The organism is Mycobacterium sp. IS-1590, from assembly GCF_001500025.1.
Lineage (GTDB): Bacteria > Actinomycetota > Actinomycetes > Mycobacteriales > Mycobacteriaceae > Mycobacterium.
Genome location: NZ_LQIW01000051.1, coordinates 183,415 through 199,311 on the forward strand (window position 1 = coordinate 183,415; position 15,897 = coordinate 199,311).

General features: G+C 69.7%; 15 protein-coding genes. 10 read left to right on the top strand and 5 right to left on the bottom strand.

Features of this window, described 5'->3' with window-relative positions:
• The first annotated feature begins 1 nt into the window (after position 1).
• Positions 2 to 1,636, top strand: a complete 1,635-nt coding sequence (gene pruA, locus AU197_RS25645; RefSeq protein WP_064406788.1) for an L-glutamate gamma-semialdehyde dehydrogenase — start codon at positions 2 to 4, stop codon at positions 1,634 to 1,636.
• Positions 1,636 to 2,601, top strand: a complete 966-nt coding sequence (locus AU197_RS25650) for a proline dehydrogenase family protein (RefSeq protein ID WP_064406719.1) — start codon at positions 1,636 to 1,638, stop codon at positions 2,599 to 2,601. Before pruA ends, AU197_RS25650 begins: the two co-directional genes overlap by 1 nt.
• On the opposite strand, the gene AU197_RS25655 is transcribed toward AU197_RS25650, so the two are convergent.
• Positions 2,598 to 3,134: an Rv2253 family sensor-like surface protein gene (locus AU197_RS25655; protein ID WP_197415660.1), complete on the bottom strand. Its 537-nt coding sequence runs from the start codon at positions 3,132 to 3,134 to the stop codon at positions 2,598 to 2,600. The genes AU197_RS25650 and AU197_RS25655 overlap by 4 nt on opposite strands.
• 309 nt (positions 3,135 to 3,443) lie before the next feature.
• Positions 3,444 to 3,929, bottom strand: a complete 486-nt coding sequence (locus AU197_RS25660) for an NUDIX hydrolase (RefSeq protein ID WP_082696852.1) — start codon at positions 3,927 to 3,929, stop codon at positions 3,444 to 3,446.
• 93 nt (positions 3,930 to 4,022) lie between these two features.
• Here AU197_RS25660 and AU197_RS25665 point away from each other — a divergent pair, with 93 nt between their 5' ends.
• The 3 genes from AU197_RS25665 (at position 4,023) to AU197_RS25675 (ending at position 6,417) form a co-directional block, all read left to right on the top strand.
• The gene (locus AU197_RS25665) at positions 4,023 to 5,423 is read left to right on the top strand and encodes an acyl-CoA synthetase (RefSeq protein WP_064406725.1); all 1,401 of its coding nucleotides are present in this window, start codon (positions 4,023 to 4,025) and stop codon (positions 5,421 to 5,423) included.
• Complete coding sequence (locus AU197_RS25670; protein WP_064406728.1) at positions 5,420 to 5,770, top strand: VOC family protein; 351 nt, start codon at positions 5,420 to 5,422, stop codon at positions 5,768 to 5,770. Before AU197_RS25665 ends, AU197_RS25670 begins: the two co-directional genes overlap by 4 nt.
• A 101-nt stretch (positions 5,771 to 5,871) precedes the next feature.
• A complete protein-coding gene (locus AU197_RS25675; protein ID WP_231745189.1) occupies positions 5,872 to 6,417 on the top strand; it encodes a M15 family metallopeptidase in 546 nt (181 codons plus the stop codon).
• A gap of 92 nt (positions 6,418 to 6,509) precedes the next feature.
• On the opposite strand, the gene dapD is transcribed toward AU197_RS25675, so the two are convergent.
• A complete protein-coding gene (dapD, locus tag AU197_RS25680; RefSeq protein ID WP_064406729.1) occupies positions 6,510 to 7,454 on the bottom strand; it encodes a 2,3,4,5-tetrahydropyridine-2,6-dicarboxylate N-succinyltransferase in 945 nt (314 codons plus the stop codon).
• Between the two features lie 24 nt (positions 7,455 to 7,478).
• Between dapD and dapE the strand changes: the two genes are divergently transcribed.
• From dapE to AU197_RS25700, 4 genes are all read left to right on the top strand, one after another.
• Positions 7,479 to 8,543: a succinyl-diaminopimelate desuccinylase gene (gene dapE, locus AU197_RS25685; RefSeq protein ID WP_064406730.1), complete on the top strand. Its 1,065-nt coding sequence runs from the start codon at positions 7,479 to 7,481 to the stop codon at positions 8,541 to 8,543.
• Between the two features lie 102 nt (positions 8,544 to 8,645).
• Entirely contained in the window at positions 8,646 to 10,262 is a 1,617-nt protein-coding gene (locus AU197_RS25690) for an ABC-F family ATP-binding cassette domain-containing protein (protein ID WP_064406731.1), read from the top strand.
• A gap of 94 nt (positions 10,263 to 10,356) precedes the next feature.
• Complete coding sequence (locus AU197_RS25695) at positions 10,357 to 11,475, top strand: hypothetical protein (RefSeq protein WP_064406732.1); 1,119 nt, start codon at positions 10,357 to 10,359, stop codon at positions 11,473 to 11,475.
• Between the two features lie 25 nt (positions 11,476 to 11,500).
• Positions 11,501 to 12,205, top strand: a complete 705-nt coding sequence (locus tag AU197_RS25700) for a hypothetical protein (RefSeq protein WP_064406733.1) — start codon at positions 11,501 to 11,503, stop codon at positions 12,203 to 12,205.
• Positions 12,206 to 12,272: 67 nt separating this feature from the next.
• On the opposite strand, the gene AU197_RS25705 is transcribed toward AU197_RS25700, so the two are convergent.
• Together AU197_RS25705 and AU197_RS25710 are read right to left on the bottom strand one after the other, a co-directional pair.
• Positions 12,273 to 13,061 (bottom strand): ESX-1 secretion-associated protein, encoded by a 789-nt coding sequence (locus AU197_RS25705; protein ID WP_064406734.1) that lies wholly within the window; start codon positions 13,059 to 13,061, stop codon positions 12,273 to 12,275.
• Positions 13,062 to 13,108: 47 nt separating this feature from the next.
• The gene (locus AU197_RS25710) at positions 13,109 to 15,202 is read right to left on the bottom strand and encodes an AAA family ATPase (protein WP_064406735.1); all 2,094 of its coding nucleotides are present in this window, start codon (positions 15,200 to 15,202) and stop codon (positions 13,109 to 13,111) included.
• An 84-nt stretch (positions 15,203 to 15,286) separates the two neighbouring features.
• Between AU197_RS25710 and log the strand changes: the two genes are divergently transcribed.
• Positions 15,287 to 15,862: a cytokinin riboside 5'-monophosphate phosphoribohydrolase gene (log, locus tag AU197_RS25715; protein ID WP_082696854.1), complete on the top strand. Its 576-nt coding sequence runs from the start codon at positions 15,287 to 15,289 to the stop codon at positions 15,860 to 15,862.
• The last annotated feature ends 35 nt before the right edge of the window (positions 15,863 to 15,897 follow it).

The window sequence follows — 15,897 nt, forward strand, 5'->3', positions numbered from 1 at the left end:
CATGGATGCCATCAGCGATGTGCCGCTGCCTGCCAACGAACCGGTCCACGACTACGCGCCGGGCTCGGGTGAACGCACCCGACTCGTCGAAGCACTGAGCACCGTCGCCGCCGACGCTGTCGACCTGCCGCACGTCATCGGCGGCCGGCATCGCATGGGTGACGGGGAACGGATCGACGTGGTGCAGCCACACCGTCACACCGATCCTTCTGGGCGGCTGGGCACGCTCACCAACGCCACCCATGCCGACACCGTGGCGGCCATCGAGGCCGCGATGGCCGCCAAGGCGCAGTGGGAAGCGACCCCGTTCGACGAACGGGCCGCGGTGTTCCTGCGGGCGGCCGACCTGCTCGCGGGACCATGGCGCGAGAAGCTCTGCGCCGCCACCATGCTCGGTCAGTCCAAGACGGCGTATCAGGCCGAGATCGACGCGGCCTGCGAGCTCATCGACTTCTGGCGGTTCAACGTCTCGTTCGCGCGAAAGATCCTCGAGCAACAACCGATCAGTGTGCGCGGTGTGTGGAATCGCACCGACTACCGGCCGCTCGACGGGTTCGTCTACGCGATCACGCCGTTCAACTTCACCGCGATCGCGGGCAACCTGCCGACGGCCCCCGCGCTGATGGGCAACACCGTGATCTGGAAGCCCTCGCCCACCCAGACCTTTGCGGCCCATCTCACGATGCAGTTGCTGGAACAGGCCGGCCTGCCGCCCGGCGTGATCAACATGCTCACCGGCGACGGTGTCGCGGTTTCGGAGGTGGCGCTGTCGGATCCGCGGCTCGCGGGCATTCACTTCACCGGGTCGACCACGACGTTCCAGCATCTGTGGCGCGAGGTGGGCGCCAACATCGACCGCTATGACGGCTATCCGCGCCTGGTAGGGGAGACCGGCGGTAAGGACTTCGTCGTGGCGCACGCCAGCGCGCAACCCGACGTGCTGCGCACCGCGCTGATCCGCGGCGCGTTCGATTACCAGGGCCAGAAGTGCTCGGCGGCGTCGCGGGCGTTCATCGCGCGCTCGGTGTGGCAGCGGATGGGCGACGATTTTCTCTCGGCGACAGAGGAATTGCGCTACGGCGACGTGACCGACCTGACGAACTTCGGTGGCGCCCTGATCGACGACCGGGCGTTCGCCAAGAACGTCAAGGCCATCGAGAGGGCCAAGACCGCCCACGTGACCATCGCCGTCGGAGGCGAATACGACGATACGGAGGGCTATTTCGTCCGCCCGACCGTGCTGCTGTCCGACGACCCGACCGACGAGGCTTTCTGCCGTGAGTATTTCGGGCCCATCCTGGCGATCCACGTGTACCGCGACGACGACTACGACCGCATCCTCGACGTTGTCGACACCGGGACCAAGTACGCGCTGACCGGTGCGGTCATCGCCGACGATCGTTCGGCGGTGCTGCAGGCCCAGCGACGACTGCGCCATGCCGCGGGCAACTTCTACGTCAACGACAAGCCGACCGGCGCCGTCGTCGGGCAGCAGCCTTTCGGCGGGTCGCGAGCCTCGGGCACAAACGACAAGGCCGGATCGGCGCTGAACCTGCTGCGGTGGACGTCGGCGCGGTCCATCAAGGAGACCCTCGTGCCGCCGACGGACCACACCTACCCGCACATGGGGCAGTGATGGGGATCTTCGAGCGCGTTGCGCGGCCGGCGATCCTGGCCGCGGGCCGACGGGACCATCTGCGGAGGACCGCCGAGCGGCTCCCGGTGACTCGGGATGTCGTGCACCGGTTCGTACCGGGGGAGACGGTGGACGATGCGCTCGACGCCGTTGTGCGGTTACGCGATTCGGGCCGTCTCGTGTCGATCGACCATCTGGGCGAAGACGTGACCGATGCCGACACCGCGACCGAGAACGTCGACGCTTATCTGACGCTGCTGGACGGGATGGCGCGGCGTGCAGAGGGAACGGGAATCGTGCGACCGCTCGAGGTCTCGCTGAAGTTGTCGGCGTTGGGCCAAGCGCTGCCCCGCGACGGGGAGAAGATCGCGCTGGAGAACGCCCACACCATCTGCGAGCGGGCGAAGCGAATCGGGGTGTGGGTGACGGTGGATGCCGAGGATCACACCACCACCGATTCGACGCTGTCGATCGTGCGCGAACTGCGGACCGAGTTCGGCTGGCTTGGAACGGTGTTGCAGGCCTATCTCAAACGCACCCACGCCGACTGTCAGGAGTTCGCCGCGTCGAAGGCGCGAATCCGGCTGTGCAAAGGCGCTTACGACGAACCGGCGTCCGTGGCGTACCGCGACCGCGACGACGTCACGGACTCCTACCTGCGCTGCCTTCGGGTGCTGATGGCGGGGGACGGCTACCCGATGGTGGCCTCGCACGATCCGGTGGTCATCGCGGCCGTACCTGAGCTGGCCGCCGAGAGCCACCGCGGCCGAGACGATTTCGAGTACCAGATGCTGTACGGCATCCGCGATGGCGAGCAGCGCAGGCTGGCCGATGCGGGCAACCACGTGCGGGTGTACGTGCCGTACGGCAGCCAGTGGTACGGCTACTTCGTGCGCAGGCTCGCCGAACGGCCCGCCAACCTGAGGTTCTTCGTGCGGGCGCTGGCCCAACGTCGCGGCGCTTAGAGTGCCACACCGACCGGGATACCGGGCGAGCTGACGGGGCGGGCGGCGACGGGCATCACGACCGTGCCACGGCATGCCCCGCCGAGGATCTCGGTCTGCCAGGTCCCGAACAGCTGTCCGTCGATGTCCGGAGCGTAGAACACGCGCGACCGGGCCGGCGCGTACTCGCTGGGAACCCCGTCGCCGCGGAAGCACTCCCACTGCCAGTTGTAGGCGTACTGCCACCGCGCTCCGTCCCAGGTGTAGCGGACCGGTTGCGGGATGGTGGGATTGCTCGGCGCGGGACCCGACACGACGGTGGCCACGCACAACCCCGTCGAGCAGTCGGTCGCCAGGACGTACTGCGCGCTGAAGTCGGGTTCGGGTTGCGCGGCGGCGACGCTGGTGCCCATCTTGTCCGACGCGTAGGTGACGATCTCGTAGCGACCGTTCCACGCGGGGTTCGCTGCAGCGGCCGTCGGCACCATCGAAAGGCTCGCGGCTGCAGCACATGTCAGCCCCAACAGCGTACTGCTCAGGGCATGGACTGACATATCTTGAACAGTACTGAGCCGAATCCGGCCAACCCCTCGCGACACGGTTTGCCGAAGGCTACGACACCGTCACGGATTGGTCTCGATGCGCGGGTCGCGCCGATTGTCCGTCGGTCACCGCCGCGGGCGGTTCCAACCCTCGCCGCACCCGGCGGAGGACACGAGGAAGTAGCCGGCGCCGCCGAACACCAACGGCATCATCGCCATCATCCCGTAGATTGCGGTCATCCTGTCACCTCCTCCGATCGCTGCTACTTGTTATACGAACCAGGAGGCCTCGAGGTTCGAAGTCGATTGGCGCCGCAACCGCTAGCGTCCTGACAGCTCCAGCAGGGCCCAGGCCGCGATCGACTGTGCGTCGGTGATCACCCCGTCGCGCATCATCTGCTCGACCTCGGCGCGGGTGAACCATTCGCTGTGCATGTCCTGTTCCTCGTGCTCACGGTCGTGCTCGCCCTCGGTGATGCCGGTCGCCAGGAAGACCCAGCCGCGCTGGCTGCTCATTCCCGGCGCCACGTCCAGCAGGCCCAGGCGCACCAGTTCCGACGCGCGCAGACCCGTCTCCTCGCGCAGTTCGCGCGCTGCGAGGTCGGCGGGGGCGAGCTCGGTCTGATCCGGTGCGGTGCCCTGCGGAAACTCCCAGCGCCGTAGACCCAGCGGATAACGGAACTGCTCGACCAGCCGAAACCGGTCGCCGTCGCGCGCGATCACCAGGGCGTACGTCGGCTTGTCCACGACCGCGTAGATGCCGTCGCTGCCGTCGGGCCGGCGGATGTCGTCCTCACGCAGCGCCATCCAGTTGTTCCGGTAGACCTCGCGCGAGGCCAGCCGTTCGATGTGAGTCACGCGCTCAGTATCGCCGAGCCGATATGGGTAACCTCGCTGCTTATGCTGCTGGCTTCGCTGAACCCCGCCGCGGTCTCCGGTGGTGCCGACATCGAGGACGCCGTCCGCATCGACGGGGCGCAGTTGTCGCGCAGCGATCTCGTGGGCGCGGCGACGTCGGTGGCCGAGCGCGTCGCCGGTGCGCAGCGGGTCGCCGTGCTGGCCACCCCGACCGTTCAGACCGTGCTGGCGGTGACGGGTTGCCTGATCGCCGGTGTGCCCGTCGTCCCGGTGCCCGCCGACGTCGGCGCCGCCGAACGCAGGCACATCCTGACGGACTCTGGCGCACAGGCCTGGTTGGGGGAGAAGCCGGCCGAGGCCGAGGGTCTGCCGCACGTTCCGGTGCGGCTGCACGCGCGCTCGTGGCACCGCTACGCCGAACCGCCCGCCGAGTCGGCGGCGCTGATCATCTACACCTCCGGCACGACCGGCCCGCCCAAGGGCGTCGTCGTCAGCCGCCGCGCGATCGCCGCCGACATCGACGCGCTCGCCGAAGCCTGGCAGTGGACGCCCGATGACATCCTGGTGCACGGGCTGCCGCTGTATCACGTGCACGGGTTGGTCCTCGGTCTGCTGGGTTCCTTGCGCATCGGAAATCGGTTCGTGCACACCGGCAAACCGCGTCCGCAGGCATACGCGGCGGCCGGCGGGACGCTGTACTTCGGGGTTCCGACGGTGTGGTCGCGGGTGGCCGACGACGCGGAATCGGCCGAAGCGCTGGCATCGGCGCGGCTGCTGGTGTCGGGCAGCGCCCCGCTGCCGGTGCCGGTGTTCGACGCGTTGGAGAACAGGACTGGGCACCGGCCCATCGAACGCTACGGCGCGACGGAGTCGTTGATCACGATCAGCACCCGCGCCGACGGTGAGCGCAGACCCGGCTGGGTGGGCCTGCCGCTGGCCGGTATCGAGACGCGGCTGGTCGACGAGCACGGCGCCGCGGTGCCGCACGACGGCGAAACCATTGGGCAGCTTCATGTTCGGGGTGAGACGCTGTTCGACGGTTACCTCAACCGTCCCGATGCGACCGCCGAGGTGCTCGGTGCCGACGGCTGGTATCGCACGGGCGACGTCGCGGTGATCGACGCCGACGGCATGCATCGCATCGTCGGACGCGAATCGGTCGACCTGATCAAGACCGGAGGTTTCCGGGTGGGTGCCGGCGAGATCGAGGCGGTGTTGCTCGGCCACCCCGGCGTGCGGGAAGTCGCGGTGGTCGGTGTACCCGACGAGGACCTCGGCCAGCGCATCGTCGCGTTCGTCGTCGGTGACGCCACCCCCGACGAGCTCATCGAGTATGTGGCCCAACAGCTTTCGATACACAAGCGGCCTCGCGAGGTGCGGTTGGTGGACGCGCTGCCGCGCAACGCGATGGGCAAGGTGCTCAAGAAGGAGTTGGCACGGTGACACTCGAGTTCGACGAGATCTGCATCGACGCCCACGATGCCTCCGCGCTGGGCCGGTGGTGGTCACAGGTGCTGGGCTGGGCCCACGACGTCGACGACGACGGCGACGTCGTGCTGCACGCACCGCCGGGCGCGGGCCCGAACTGGCTGTTCCTCGCGGTGCCCGACGACAAGGTCGTCAAGAACCGCATCCACTTCGACTTCCGGCCCGACGATCAGCAGGCCGAGGTGGAGCGCGTCGTCGGCCTCGGCGCGCGGCACGTCGACATCGGCCAGGGCGACGAGACCTGGGTCGTGCTGGCCGATCCGGAGGGCAACGAATTCTGCATCCTGGCCGCAGAAGATTGACCGTCCCCGCCCCCGCCCCCGCCCCCGCTCTCGCTCTTGTGGCGCGAGCGTGCGCGTCTGCACCCGACACGCCGCGAAATCTCAACATCTTGTGCACCCTCGTGGCGGCTTCAGTGTGCGCAATCGCCGCATGTGGCGCACCGCCGCCGCCGCCACCCTCGCTGCCCGGCGTCGGCCAGGAACCGTTGAGCATCGGACCGGCCGCACAGGACACCGTCGGCGGCTGGCTGCCCGACGGTCGGACGGTCAGCCCGTTCGACACCGAGCACCCGATCGTGGAGTGGCTCGACCCCGCGCTGCGCGAGGCGGTTCAGAAGGCGGCGCGCAGCGCCGAGGACGACGGCATAAAGATGCGCATCACGTCCGGCTGGCGATCGAAGGGCTTTCAGGAGCGGCTCTTCGACGACGGTGTCGTCCGGTACGGAAGTGTCCAAGCGGCACGCGAATTCGTCGCGTCACCGGATAAGTCGAAGCACGTGACGGGCGAAGCCGTCGACATCGGGCCCGTCGAGGCGGACAAGTGGCTCATCGCCAACGGTCGCAGGTTTGGGCTGTGCCAGATCTACGCCAACGAAATCTGGCACTTCGAGTTGGCCGTCGTCGACGGGCGTTGTCCTCCGCTCAAGCCCAACGCCGCGGCGGATTGAGCACGCTCGCGCGCGATCGAGCGTGCGCGAACTGCTGTATTTGCGCGGCGTGTCTTGTGCAGACCCGCACGCTCGCGCCAGAGAAAAGTACTTCAGTTCTGGTGCAGCGCCTCGTTCAGCGTGATGCCGGTGCCGTCGCGCTTGACCACCTCGACGGCGCCCGACAGCGAATTGCGCCGGAACAGAAGATTGTCGGCGCCCGACAGCTCGCGTGCCTTAACGGTCTTCCCGTCGGCGGTCTGCACCTTGGTGCCCGCCGTGACGTACAAACCCGCCTCGACCACACAGTCGTCGCCCAGTGAGATTCCGATCCCCGCGTTGGCGCCCAGCAGACACCGCTTGCCCACCGAGATCACTTCCTTGCCGCCGCCCGAGAGCGTCCCCATGATCGATGCGCCACCGCCGAGATCCGTCCCGTCGTCGACGACCACGCCCGCCGAGATCCGGCCCTCGACCATCGAACTGCCCAGCGTGCCGGCGTTGAAGTTGACGAAACCCTCATGCATGACGGTCGTGCCCTCGGCCAGGTGCGCGCCGAGTCGGACCCGGTCGGCGTCGGCGATGCGCACACCGGTCGGCAGCACGTAGTCGACCATCCGCGGGAACTTGTCGACGCCGTAGACGGCCACCGGCCCGCGTGCGCGCAGACGCGCCCGCACCGTCTCGAAACCGGCGACCGCGCACGGGCCGTGGTTGGTCCACACGACGTTGGTCAGCACGCCGAAGAGGCCGTCGGCGTTCAGGCCGTGCGGCGCGACGAGCCGGTGCGAGAGCAGGTGCAACCGTAGATAGCCGTCGTAGGCATCGGCGGCCTTGTCCTCCAGCGACGAGATCACCGTCCGGACCGCCACGACGTCGACCCCGCGATCGTCGTCGCGCCCGGTCAGCACGCCCAACTCCTCGGGCACCTCCGCCACCGACAGCCGCACCGTGCCCGACGGGCCGTCTGCTCCGAGTTCGGGTGCCGGGAACCAGGTGTCGAGGACGGATCCGTCGGCGGCGATCGTCGCCAGCCCTATACCTGCAGCAGAAGTCACGTACTAGAGACTAACGTCAGCCGTGTGGGCCTCGATTTGCACGGTGATCCGATCGCGCTGACCGCCGCGCTGGTGGACATCCCCAGCGAGTCGCGCCGCGAGAGGCGCATCGCCGACGAGGTCGAGGCCGCGCTGCGTGAGCAGACCTCCCTCGAGGTGATCCGCAACGCCGACGCGGTGCTGGCCCGCACCCATCTGGGGTTACCGTCCCGGGTGCTGCTCGCCGGCCACCTCGACACCGTGCCCGTCGCCGACAACCTGCCGAGCCGGCTCGTCGACGGAGTGCTGCACGGCTGCGGCACGTCGGACATGAAGTCCGGCGACGCGGTATTCCTGCACCTGGCCGCCACCGTCGCCGAGCCGACGCACGACATCACGCTGGTGATGTACGACTGCGAGGAGATCGAGGCGTCGGCCAACGGACTGAAGCGCATCCAAGCCGAACTGCCCGACTGGCTGCGAGCCGACGTCGCGATCCTCGGCGAACCCTCCGGCGGCTACATCGAGGCCGGCTGCCAGGGCACGCTGCGCGTCGTGATCAGCGCGAGCGGTACGCGCGCCCACTCGGCGCGGTCATGGTTGGGAGACAACGCGATTCACAAGATCGGACCGGTGCTGGACCGGTTGTCGTCGTATCGGGCCCGCAGCGTGGAGATCGACGGCTGCACCTACCGCGAAGGACTGTCCGCCGTGCGCATCGACGGCGGTATCGCGGGCAACGTCATCCCCGATGCGGCCTCGGTGTCGGTGAACTTCCGGTTCGCTCCCGACCGCAGCGTGGACGAGGCGCTGAACCACGTGCGACAGGTGTTCGACGGCCTCGACGTCGAGATCGAGCTGACCGATGCAGCGGCCGGCGCGCTGCCGGGGCTGACCAAGCCCGCCGCGGCCGCGCTGGTGGCTGCCGCGGGCGGGCAGGTCCGGGCCAAGTACGGATGGACCGACGTGTCGCGCTTCGCCGCTCTCGGCGTTCCCGCGGTCAACTACGGCCCCGGTGATCCGAACCTCGCGCACCGTGTCGACGAGCACGTCGAAGTCGCCGACATCACGGCCGTGACCGATGTGCTGCGTCGGTATTTAACCGCTTGACCGCGCACCTACCCTGAAGACATGTGAGTTGACGACGTCTCCGGGTACCGCCCGGATCCGGCCGTCCCCTTTTATCGTGCGAGACACGAGGCGATCACTCACATGTCCTCCATCGTTTGTTCCCAGTTGTCTTTCGTGTGGCCCGACGACACACCGCTGTTCGACGAGTTGTCCTTCACCGTCGGCGAGGGCCGGACCGGTCTGGTCGCCCCCAACGGCGCCGGAAAGAGCGCACTGCTCAGACTCATCGCCGGTGAGCTGACGCCGACGTCGGGTTCGGTCACCGTCGGCGGCACGCTCGGATACCTGCCCCAGACATTGCCGTACGTCGCTCATCACACAGTTGCCGAGCTGCTTGGCGTGGCATCGGTCATCGAAGCGCTCGACGCGCTGACCGTCGGCAACCTCGATGCCGACGTCTTCACCACGATCGGCGACGACTGGGACGTCGAGGAGCGCACGCGGGCGCAACTGGATCGGCTCGGACTGGGCCACATCGCGCTCGACCGTCGGCTCGGCACGCTGTCGGGTGGGGAGATCGTCAGCATCGGCATCGCCGGTCAGCTGCTGGACCGGCCCGACGTACTGCTGCTCGACGAGCCGACGAACAACCTCGACATCGACGCGCGTCACCGGCTCTACGATGCGCTCGACGACTTCGCGGGCTGCCTGCTGGTGGTCAGCCACGACCGGCTGCTGCTCGACCGGATGGACCGGATCGCCGAACTGCACCGCGGCGAGATCCGCTCCTACGGTGGCAATTTCACGATGTACTCCGAGGCCGTGAGTCTCGAGCAGCGCGTCGCCGAGAACAATGTTCGCACCGCGCAACAGCTGCTCAAGCGCGAGAAACGCGAAATGCAGCAGGCCCGTGAGCGCGCGGCGCGGCGGGCAGGCACGGCGTCCCGCAACCTCGAGGACGCGGGGTTGCCGAAAATCGTTGCGGGCGCTCGGAAGCGGCGAGCGCAGGAGTCCGCGGGCCGAATCGACGGAGTCAACGCCGCACGGGTCGGGGCTGCCCGAGCCCGCTTGGACGCCGCGGAGCGGGCGGTGCGTGACGACGACGCGCTTGTACTCGACCTGCCCGACACCGACGTGCCCGCCGGTCGGGATGTGCTCACTGCCAACGGGTTACGCGTCTCGTCCGGTGACCGGCTGCTTCTGGCCGACGTCGACCTGTCGGTGCGCGGGCCCGAGCGTATCGCGCTGACCGGGCCGAACGGGGCGGGTAAGACGACGCTGCTGCGCATCATCGCCGGAGAGCTGGCGCCGGACGCCGGCACGGTTCGGCGCAGTGACGGCCGCGTGGCGTATCTGTCGCAACGGCTCGACCTGCTCGATCCGCACCGCACGGTCGCCGAGAACCTCGCCGCGTGCGCGCCGGACCTTACTCACACCCGCCGCATGCACCTGCTGGCGCAGTTTCTCTTCCAGGGCGACCGGATCCAGCTGCCGGTGGGTGCGCTGTCCGGCGGTGAGCGGTTACGCGCGACGCTGGCCTGCGTGCTCTTCGCCGAACCGGCACCCGAGTTGTTGCTGCTCGACGAACCCACCAACAACCTCGACCTGCTCAGCGCCGCGCAGCTTCAGGCCGCGCTGAACGCGTACCGAGGTGCGGTCATCGTCGTCAGCCACGACGAGCGTTTCCTCGCCGACATCGGCGTGCAGCGCTGCCTTCGGCTGTCCGGCGGCGGCCTCGAGCAGGCGGGGACTCCCTGATCGGGCGTCGCGCGGCTCGAAAATTGGCGCATCGGCGGCTGTCCGGGGCACGGTAAGTTTGGGACCCGTAGCGTGTCGTCAAGGGGGTCGCGCCATGGGCATCGCGCCCGATTCCAGCCCGTACGGAGGTCAGACCGTGACCGGCCCGGGCTGGCCGAACGTCGACGAGGAGACGTTGGCCGCAGCGGCGGCGTCATACGAGGCGTTGGCGTCCACGATCAGCGGCAACGTCGTTCCTGAACAGCAGGGCCAGCTGATGCAGCTGTCCGATTCCTGGGAGGGCGTCGGCGCGGTCGCCGCCGCGGGGGAGGCCACCACCATCATCGGCGGGCATGAGGCCAACGCGGCGCAGGCCGCCGCGATCGCGGCCAAGCTGCGCGCGATGGAGGCCACCGTGGTGAAGACCAAGATGCTGGCGAACACGATCGCCCAGGAGGTCCAGCACGAGTGTGAGGGCATCGCGGCGATGCCGTTTCCCAACGCCCAGGAGCTGGTGCAGAGCCGGATCAAGATGGGGTTGTCGCAGAACATCGCCAACGTCACGACCAACACCACCGAACTCGCCAACACCCTCGGCGTGCCGCCGAGCATTCCGCTTTTCGGCGTCCCACCCGTGCCCGGCGCCAAGGAGGCGCAAGACAGCGGGGAGGAAGCCGCAAAGCAGGCCGGTGACGGCTCGCAACAGGCCATGCAGATGGCCGGTCAGATGGGAGCCATGGCCGCACAGCTGCCGATGCAGATCGGCCAGTCGCTGATGGCTGTGCCCCAGCAGCTGGGCCAGCAGCTCTCGCAGCCGCTGCAGCAGCTGACGTCGATGTTCGGGCAGGGCGGTAAGGCCGACGCTCTGGGCGCCGCGGGACTGCCGTTCTCGTCGTTCTCCAACCATCCGCTCGCCGGCGGATCGGGTGCCGGCGGCGGCGCCGGCATGGTCCGGGCGGCGTCGCTGCCGGGTTCTGGCGGTGCGCCACTGCAGACGCCGCAGATGGCTAACCTCGTCGGCAGCAGGGCGGTCAGCACCGCACCCGCGCCGGAAGGCGCGACCGCGGGTGCCGCGGCGGTCGGCGGGGCCGCCCCGATGGCCGCGGGCGGCGGCATGGGCGGAATGGCCCCGATGATGGGCCAGCGCGGTGTCAGCGGGGGCACCGCACCGGGGTTGGCCGTGCCCGCGCCGCTGGAGCACGACTTGGACGATGACGACGATGACGACTGGTGACGGCGACTGGTGACGAGGAGCGTGCATGAGTAGCCCACTGAGAAAGCCCGACGGCATCAGCTGGAACGCGGCGGCGGTCAAGCTGCCCGAGATACCGATGATCCCGGCGGGACAGGACGCGATGAGCGCCACCATTTCGGGGGTGCTGCCTACCTTGGCCGCCCAGCTGACCGCGAACGTCGCCGCGCTGTCGGCCAAGGAGAACACGTTCTCGGGCAAGGTCGGCGCCGCGCAGGCCGCCTATGAGAACTCCGATGACGCCGGCTCGCAGTCGGTCGGCCAGATCGTCGGGATGCTCGGGCAGGTGGGGCAGCAGGCCGGTCAGATGGGGCAGATGGCGGGGGCGCCCGCCCAAGCCCTCGGGGGGCAGACCGGAATGTTCGGCTCGCTCATGCAACAGGCCATGCAGGGCGCACAGTCGCCGGGCGGCCCGTCCGCCACCGGTGCGGGCGGCGGGGGTGCGGCACCGAACGGTGGCGCCGCCGCGACGGCCGGGCCGGCGGCGCACAGCGCAGGTGCCGCCGCACCGGCGGCGCCGCAGCCTCGCGACGATGCCGGGACCCAGACCGGCGAGGCCGACGACCGTGAAGACCGCAAGCCGTTGCACCGCGCCGACGACCGCCCCTGGGAAAGCGCCTCCGGATCGCAGGGCGGCGAATCGGGCGCGGGCCCGGTGCCCGTCGCGCCGCCGGAGTCCCGGCACGACGACGACGTGGCCCGCAACCTGTAGCTTCCGGTTAGTGCGTCCAGAGTTGTGATCGCGCTCGACCAGCGACCCTCGGTGTAGTACTCGGTGGCTACCCGACCTGAGGACGTGTCTGCGCGGGCCGGGGCGGCTCCGCACCCGTCGGCGTCTCGGGAGAGCGACCTGCGCCCGTCGAACCGCTCTGTGCGGCTTGGGCTTTCGGTTCGGCACGACCCGGCTCGGACGGTTTCTCGGCGTCTTTCTCGGTTCGTTCACCGGTACGTTCGGCCTCGTCACCGCCGTCCTCGCGTGCAAGGGTCTCGTCTGGGCGGCCGGCCTGCTGAACGCCTTGCGCGATCATCTGCGGAACCTGTTGCAGCCCTTGGGCAAGACCCAGCAGCGGCGCCGTCATCGAGCCGACCAGCTGACCGACCTGCTGTCCGACCTGACCGAGCATCTGGCCGACCATCTGATCGCCGCCGGGCGGGCCTACGGCGCCGTTCGCCGGCGTCGCGCCGCCAACCGCACCGCCGACGCCGGCGCTGTCTGCCGGGGCGCCCGTGACCCCCGGGTTATCCCGTTGGCCGTCAAGCGCTTCGGCGGCCGCACGCAACTTCTCGGCCCCGTCGTGGTCACCCTGCTCGTACATCTGCGCGGCCTTGAGCAGCAGTTCGGAGATCGTCGCGCCCGCGTCGACGGTGGTCTGCACGGTGCCCAGCCGGGCCTCGAGCGCACTCGACAGCGCGGCGCCCACCCCGGCCGCTATCTGGCCGAGGCTGGTCTGCACCCCCGTTGCCTCCGGTGCGCCGGCGCCGAGCACCTGCGACAGATCCGTCGCGATCCGGTCATGGATAGAGGCGAATGACCGCAACCCGTCTGTCTGCGCGAACAATTGGCTCATACCCCCCGAGCCTAGGGCCGCGGCGGCACCGGCACTGACACGAATTTTCAGCGGTGGGCTTCACCTTGGGCGGCGGCGTCCGCGGCGGCGCCGTGCCATCCGCACGCCGCATACCCCTGCGATGCCTCTCCCAGCGCGGCGGCATCCCGCGCGGTGAGCGCACGACCGTGAGTCATCGCCAATCTCCCTGCCATGCAGTCGCATTGGGCGCTCATCCGTTCGATCGCGTCGACCGCCCGCATGTCGCCGAGCCGCACCGCGTCCACCAGCGACCGCAGCGCGACGGCCGTCTGTCCACCGCGCTCCGCACTCCGCACCGCCTCACGGGCCGCGGCGACCGCACCGTGCTCGTCGCGGCGCGCCCACATCGTCCACGCCCGAGCCAGTGCCAACTCCGGGGCGAACAGCATCGACTTCAACCCGTGCCGAGACTCCGCACGCGCCAACGCCTTTCCCGCCTCAACGCCTGCGCCGAGCTGGCCGAGCGCCTGGGCCAGCAGCATCCACGCCAACGGGCCCCACGAATAGCCGGTCGGGGCCAGCGCGGCGGCCGCACGGCGCAGCAGGCGTACCGCCTCCTCGAGCTCACCCTTGGCGATCAACACATCGGCCACCAGCACCTCACCGATCGCGCGTCCCGGTTGCTGCAGTTGCGCGAAGTCGGTGAGCCGCTGGGCCAGCTGCTGGGCCCGGTCCAGTTCGCCCGCCATCACCAACGCCGTCGTCTGACCGAACCCGCTGGTGAACCGCAAAAGCCCCGGATGGCCCGCGGCCATCGCCCGCTCGGCCAACGCATCGACATCGGCGAACCGGCCCGTTCGCGCCGAACTCAACGCCGCGGCCGCCGCCGCCCATCCGACCGCGGTGTCGTCGGCCTCCGGGGACGCCAGTACATCGGCGGCCACCTCCATCGCCCGAGACACGCTCCCGGCGTTCATCGCGAACGTCGCCGACAACGCATCGAGCGTGATGCGCGCGGCCGGCGACGACACCCGATTGCGCGTCGCCCGCAGGAACGCCGTGGCGCGCTCGGGCTCGGACAGCATCCAGAACTGGTTGGCCGCCCGCGGCAGCGCCCACGCCATCAACTCGGTCTCCGACAGCGCAGTGCCGTCAACGCCGTCGAGGACAGCGTCAGCGTCGCGGCCTCGGCCCTGCCACGCCAGGGCGTAGGCCAGCGTCAGCCGCGTGGGGAGATCGGCGGGCGCGACCTGCAGCGCGGCGCGGCCGAGCCGTTCGCTGAGCACCAGGTCGCCGAGGCGCAAGGCCTCCGCGGCCGCCGCGGACAGCTCGGCGGGCCCCTGCGGACTGTCGCTGTCCAGCGCCAGCACCGCGCGGCGCAACCTGTCGACGGCGCCCCGGCCGGGCCGCCCGGCCAGCCGGTCGACGAGTTCACCGCGCAGCCTGCGCAGCTCCGGGCCTCCCAACGCCTCGCGCACCGAGTCGGCGAACAGCGGGTGCGCCGGCTGCACCCAACCGTCGCCGAGTACGACGGCGCCCGCCGCCGCTGCGGCCTCGACCGATTCCGCGCCCACCAGAGCTTCGAGCTCGTCGAGTGCCAGCGGGTCGTCGACGGCCAGGTACTCCAGCACGCGATAGACGGCGGCCGGCAGGGCGGCGAGGAATTCGCCGACCGAAGCGGCCACCCGGCGGTCGTCGTGACCCGGCGGCTCGAGGTCGATGCGCTCGACGAGCCCGTCGTCCCACAACGCCGAGACACCGTCGGCCATCACCCCGGCCGGCGCCACCGTCACGATCAGCGCGGCGCCGCCGCTGACGGCGAGCTGGTAGATCAGCGCCGCCGACAACGGATCCAGCAGGTGAGCGTCGTCCACCACCAGCAGGCGACCGTCGCCCAGAGTCTCGCGCGCGCTGCGCAGGACGTCCGCGGTCTTACCGGTGTCGGCGACGTCGATGAGCCGGCTGACCGCCGCGAACGGGACCGCGGCCATCGGCGCGGTGGCGGTGACCCAGTCGACGCGGTGGTAGGTCCCGGCGAGCCGGTCGGCAGCCGCTCGCGCCAGCGTCGTCTTACCCACGCCGGCCGGACCGATCAGGACGGCGCCGGACCGCTTCTGCAGACCGGCTTCGATCGATTCGAGTGCCGGTCCGGGCGGCGAGGTGACCCACTCAATCGGCACCGCCGGAGTCTATGGCCAAAACGATCGCCGCACTCCTGAACGCGGCCGGGGGCCGCTTGCTCGTCGTGCGGCTAGGTTGTGCTCGTGTCCGCAGAACCCAGCGCGCGCGAGTCCCGTCATCAGTGGGCGGTGTGTGTCTACTGTGCATCGGGCCCGATGCACCCCGAACTCATCGAGCTGGCCGAGCAGGTCGGGGTCGCGATCGCCGAACGGGGCTGGAGTCTGGTCTCCGGCGGCGGAAACGTCTCGGCGATGGGCGCGCTGGCGACGGCGGCCAGGTCACGCGGGGGCCACACCGTGGGTGTCATCCCGAAGGCGCTGGTGCATCGCGAGGTCGCCGACGTCGACGCCGACGAACTCGTCGTCACCGACACCATGCGCCAACGCAAGGAGGTGATGGAGGGGCGTGCGGACGCGTTCATCGCGCTGCCCGGAGGCATCGGCACGCTCGAAGAGTTCTTCGAAGCCTGGACAGCGGGCTATTTGGGTATGCATGACAAACCGGTCGTGCTGCTCGACCCCTTCGGGCACTACGACGGGCTGTTGGCTTGGCTGCACGGCTTGCGCGACAGCGGGTACGTCGCGCAGGGGGCGCTGGATCGACTGGTCGTCGTCATCGACGTCGAGTCGGCCATGAGGGCGTGTGCGCCACCGCCATGAGCATGGTCACTAGGGTGTGCGACAAACGAACAGGG

What these genes read in the sequence shown, in the direction of transcription:
- pruA (WP_064406788.1), top strand. Translation starts at nt 2, where the DNA reads ATGGATGCCATCAGCGATGTGCCGCTGCCTGCCAACGAACCGGTCCAC.
- AU197_RS25650 (WP_064406719.1), top strand. Translation starts at nt 1,636, where the DNA reads ATGGGGATCTTCGAGCGCGTTGCGCGGCCGGCGATCCTGGCCGCGGGC.
- AU197_RS25655 (WP_197415660.1), bottom strand. Translation starts at nt 3,134, where the DNA reads ATGTCAGTCCATGCCCTGAGCAGTACGCTGTTGGGGCTGACATGTGCT.
- AU197_RS25660 (WP_082696852.1), bottom strand. Translation starts at nt 3,929, where the DNA reads ATGGCGCTGCGTGAGGACGACATCCGCCGGCCCGACGGCAGCGACGGC.
- AU197_RS25665 (WP_064406725.1), top strand. Translation starts at nt 4,023, where the DNA reads ATGCTGCTGGCTTCGCTGAACCCCGCCGCGGTCTCCGGTGGTGCCGAC.
- AU197_RS25690 (WP_064406731.1), top strand. Translation starts at nt 8,646, where the DNA reads ATGTCCTCCATCGTTTGTTCCCAGTTGTCTTTCGTGTGGCCCGACGAC.
- AU197_RS25695 (WP_064406732.1), top strand. Translation starts at nt 10,357, where the DNA reads ATGGGCATCGCGCCCGATTCCAGCCCGTACGGAGGTCAGACCGTGACC.
- AU197_RS25700 (WP_064406733.1), top strand. Translation starts at nt 11,501, where the DNA reads ATGAGTAGCCCACTGAGAAAGCCCGACGGCATCAGCTGGAACGCGGCG.
- AU197_RS25705 (WP_064406734.1), bottom strand. Translation starts at nt 13,061, where the DNA reads ATGAGCCAATTGTTCGCGCAGACAGACGGGTTGCGGTCATTCGCCTCT.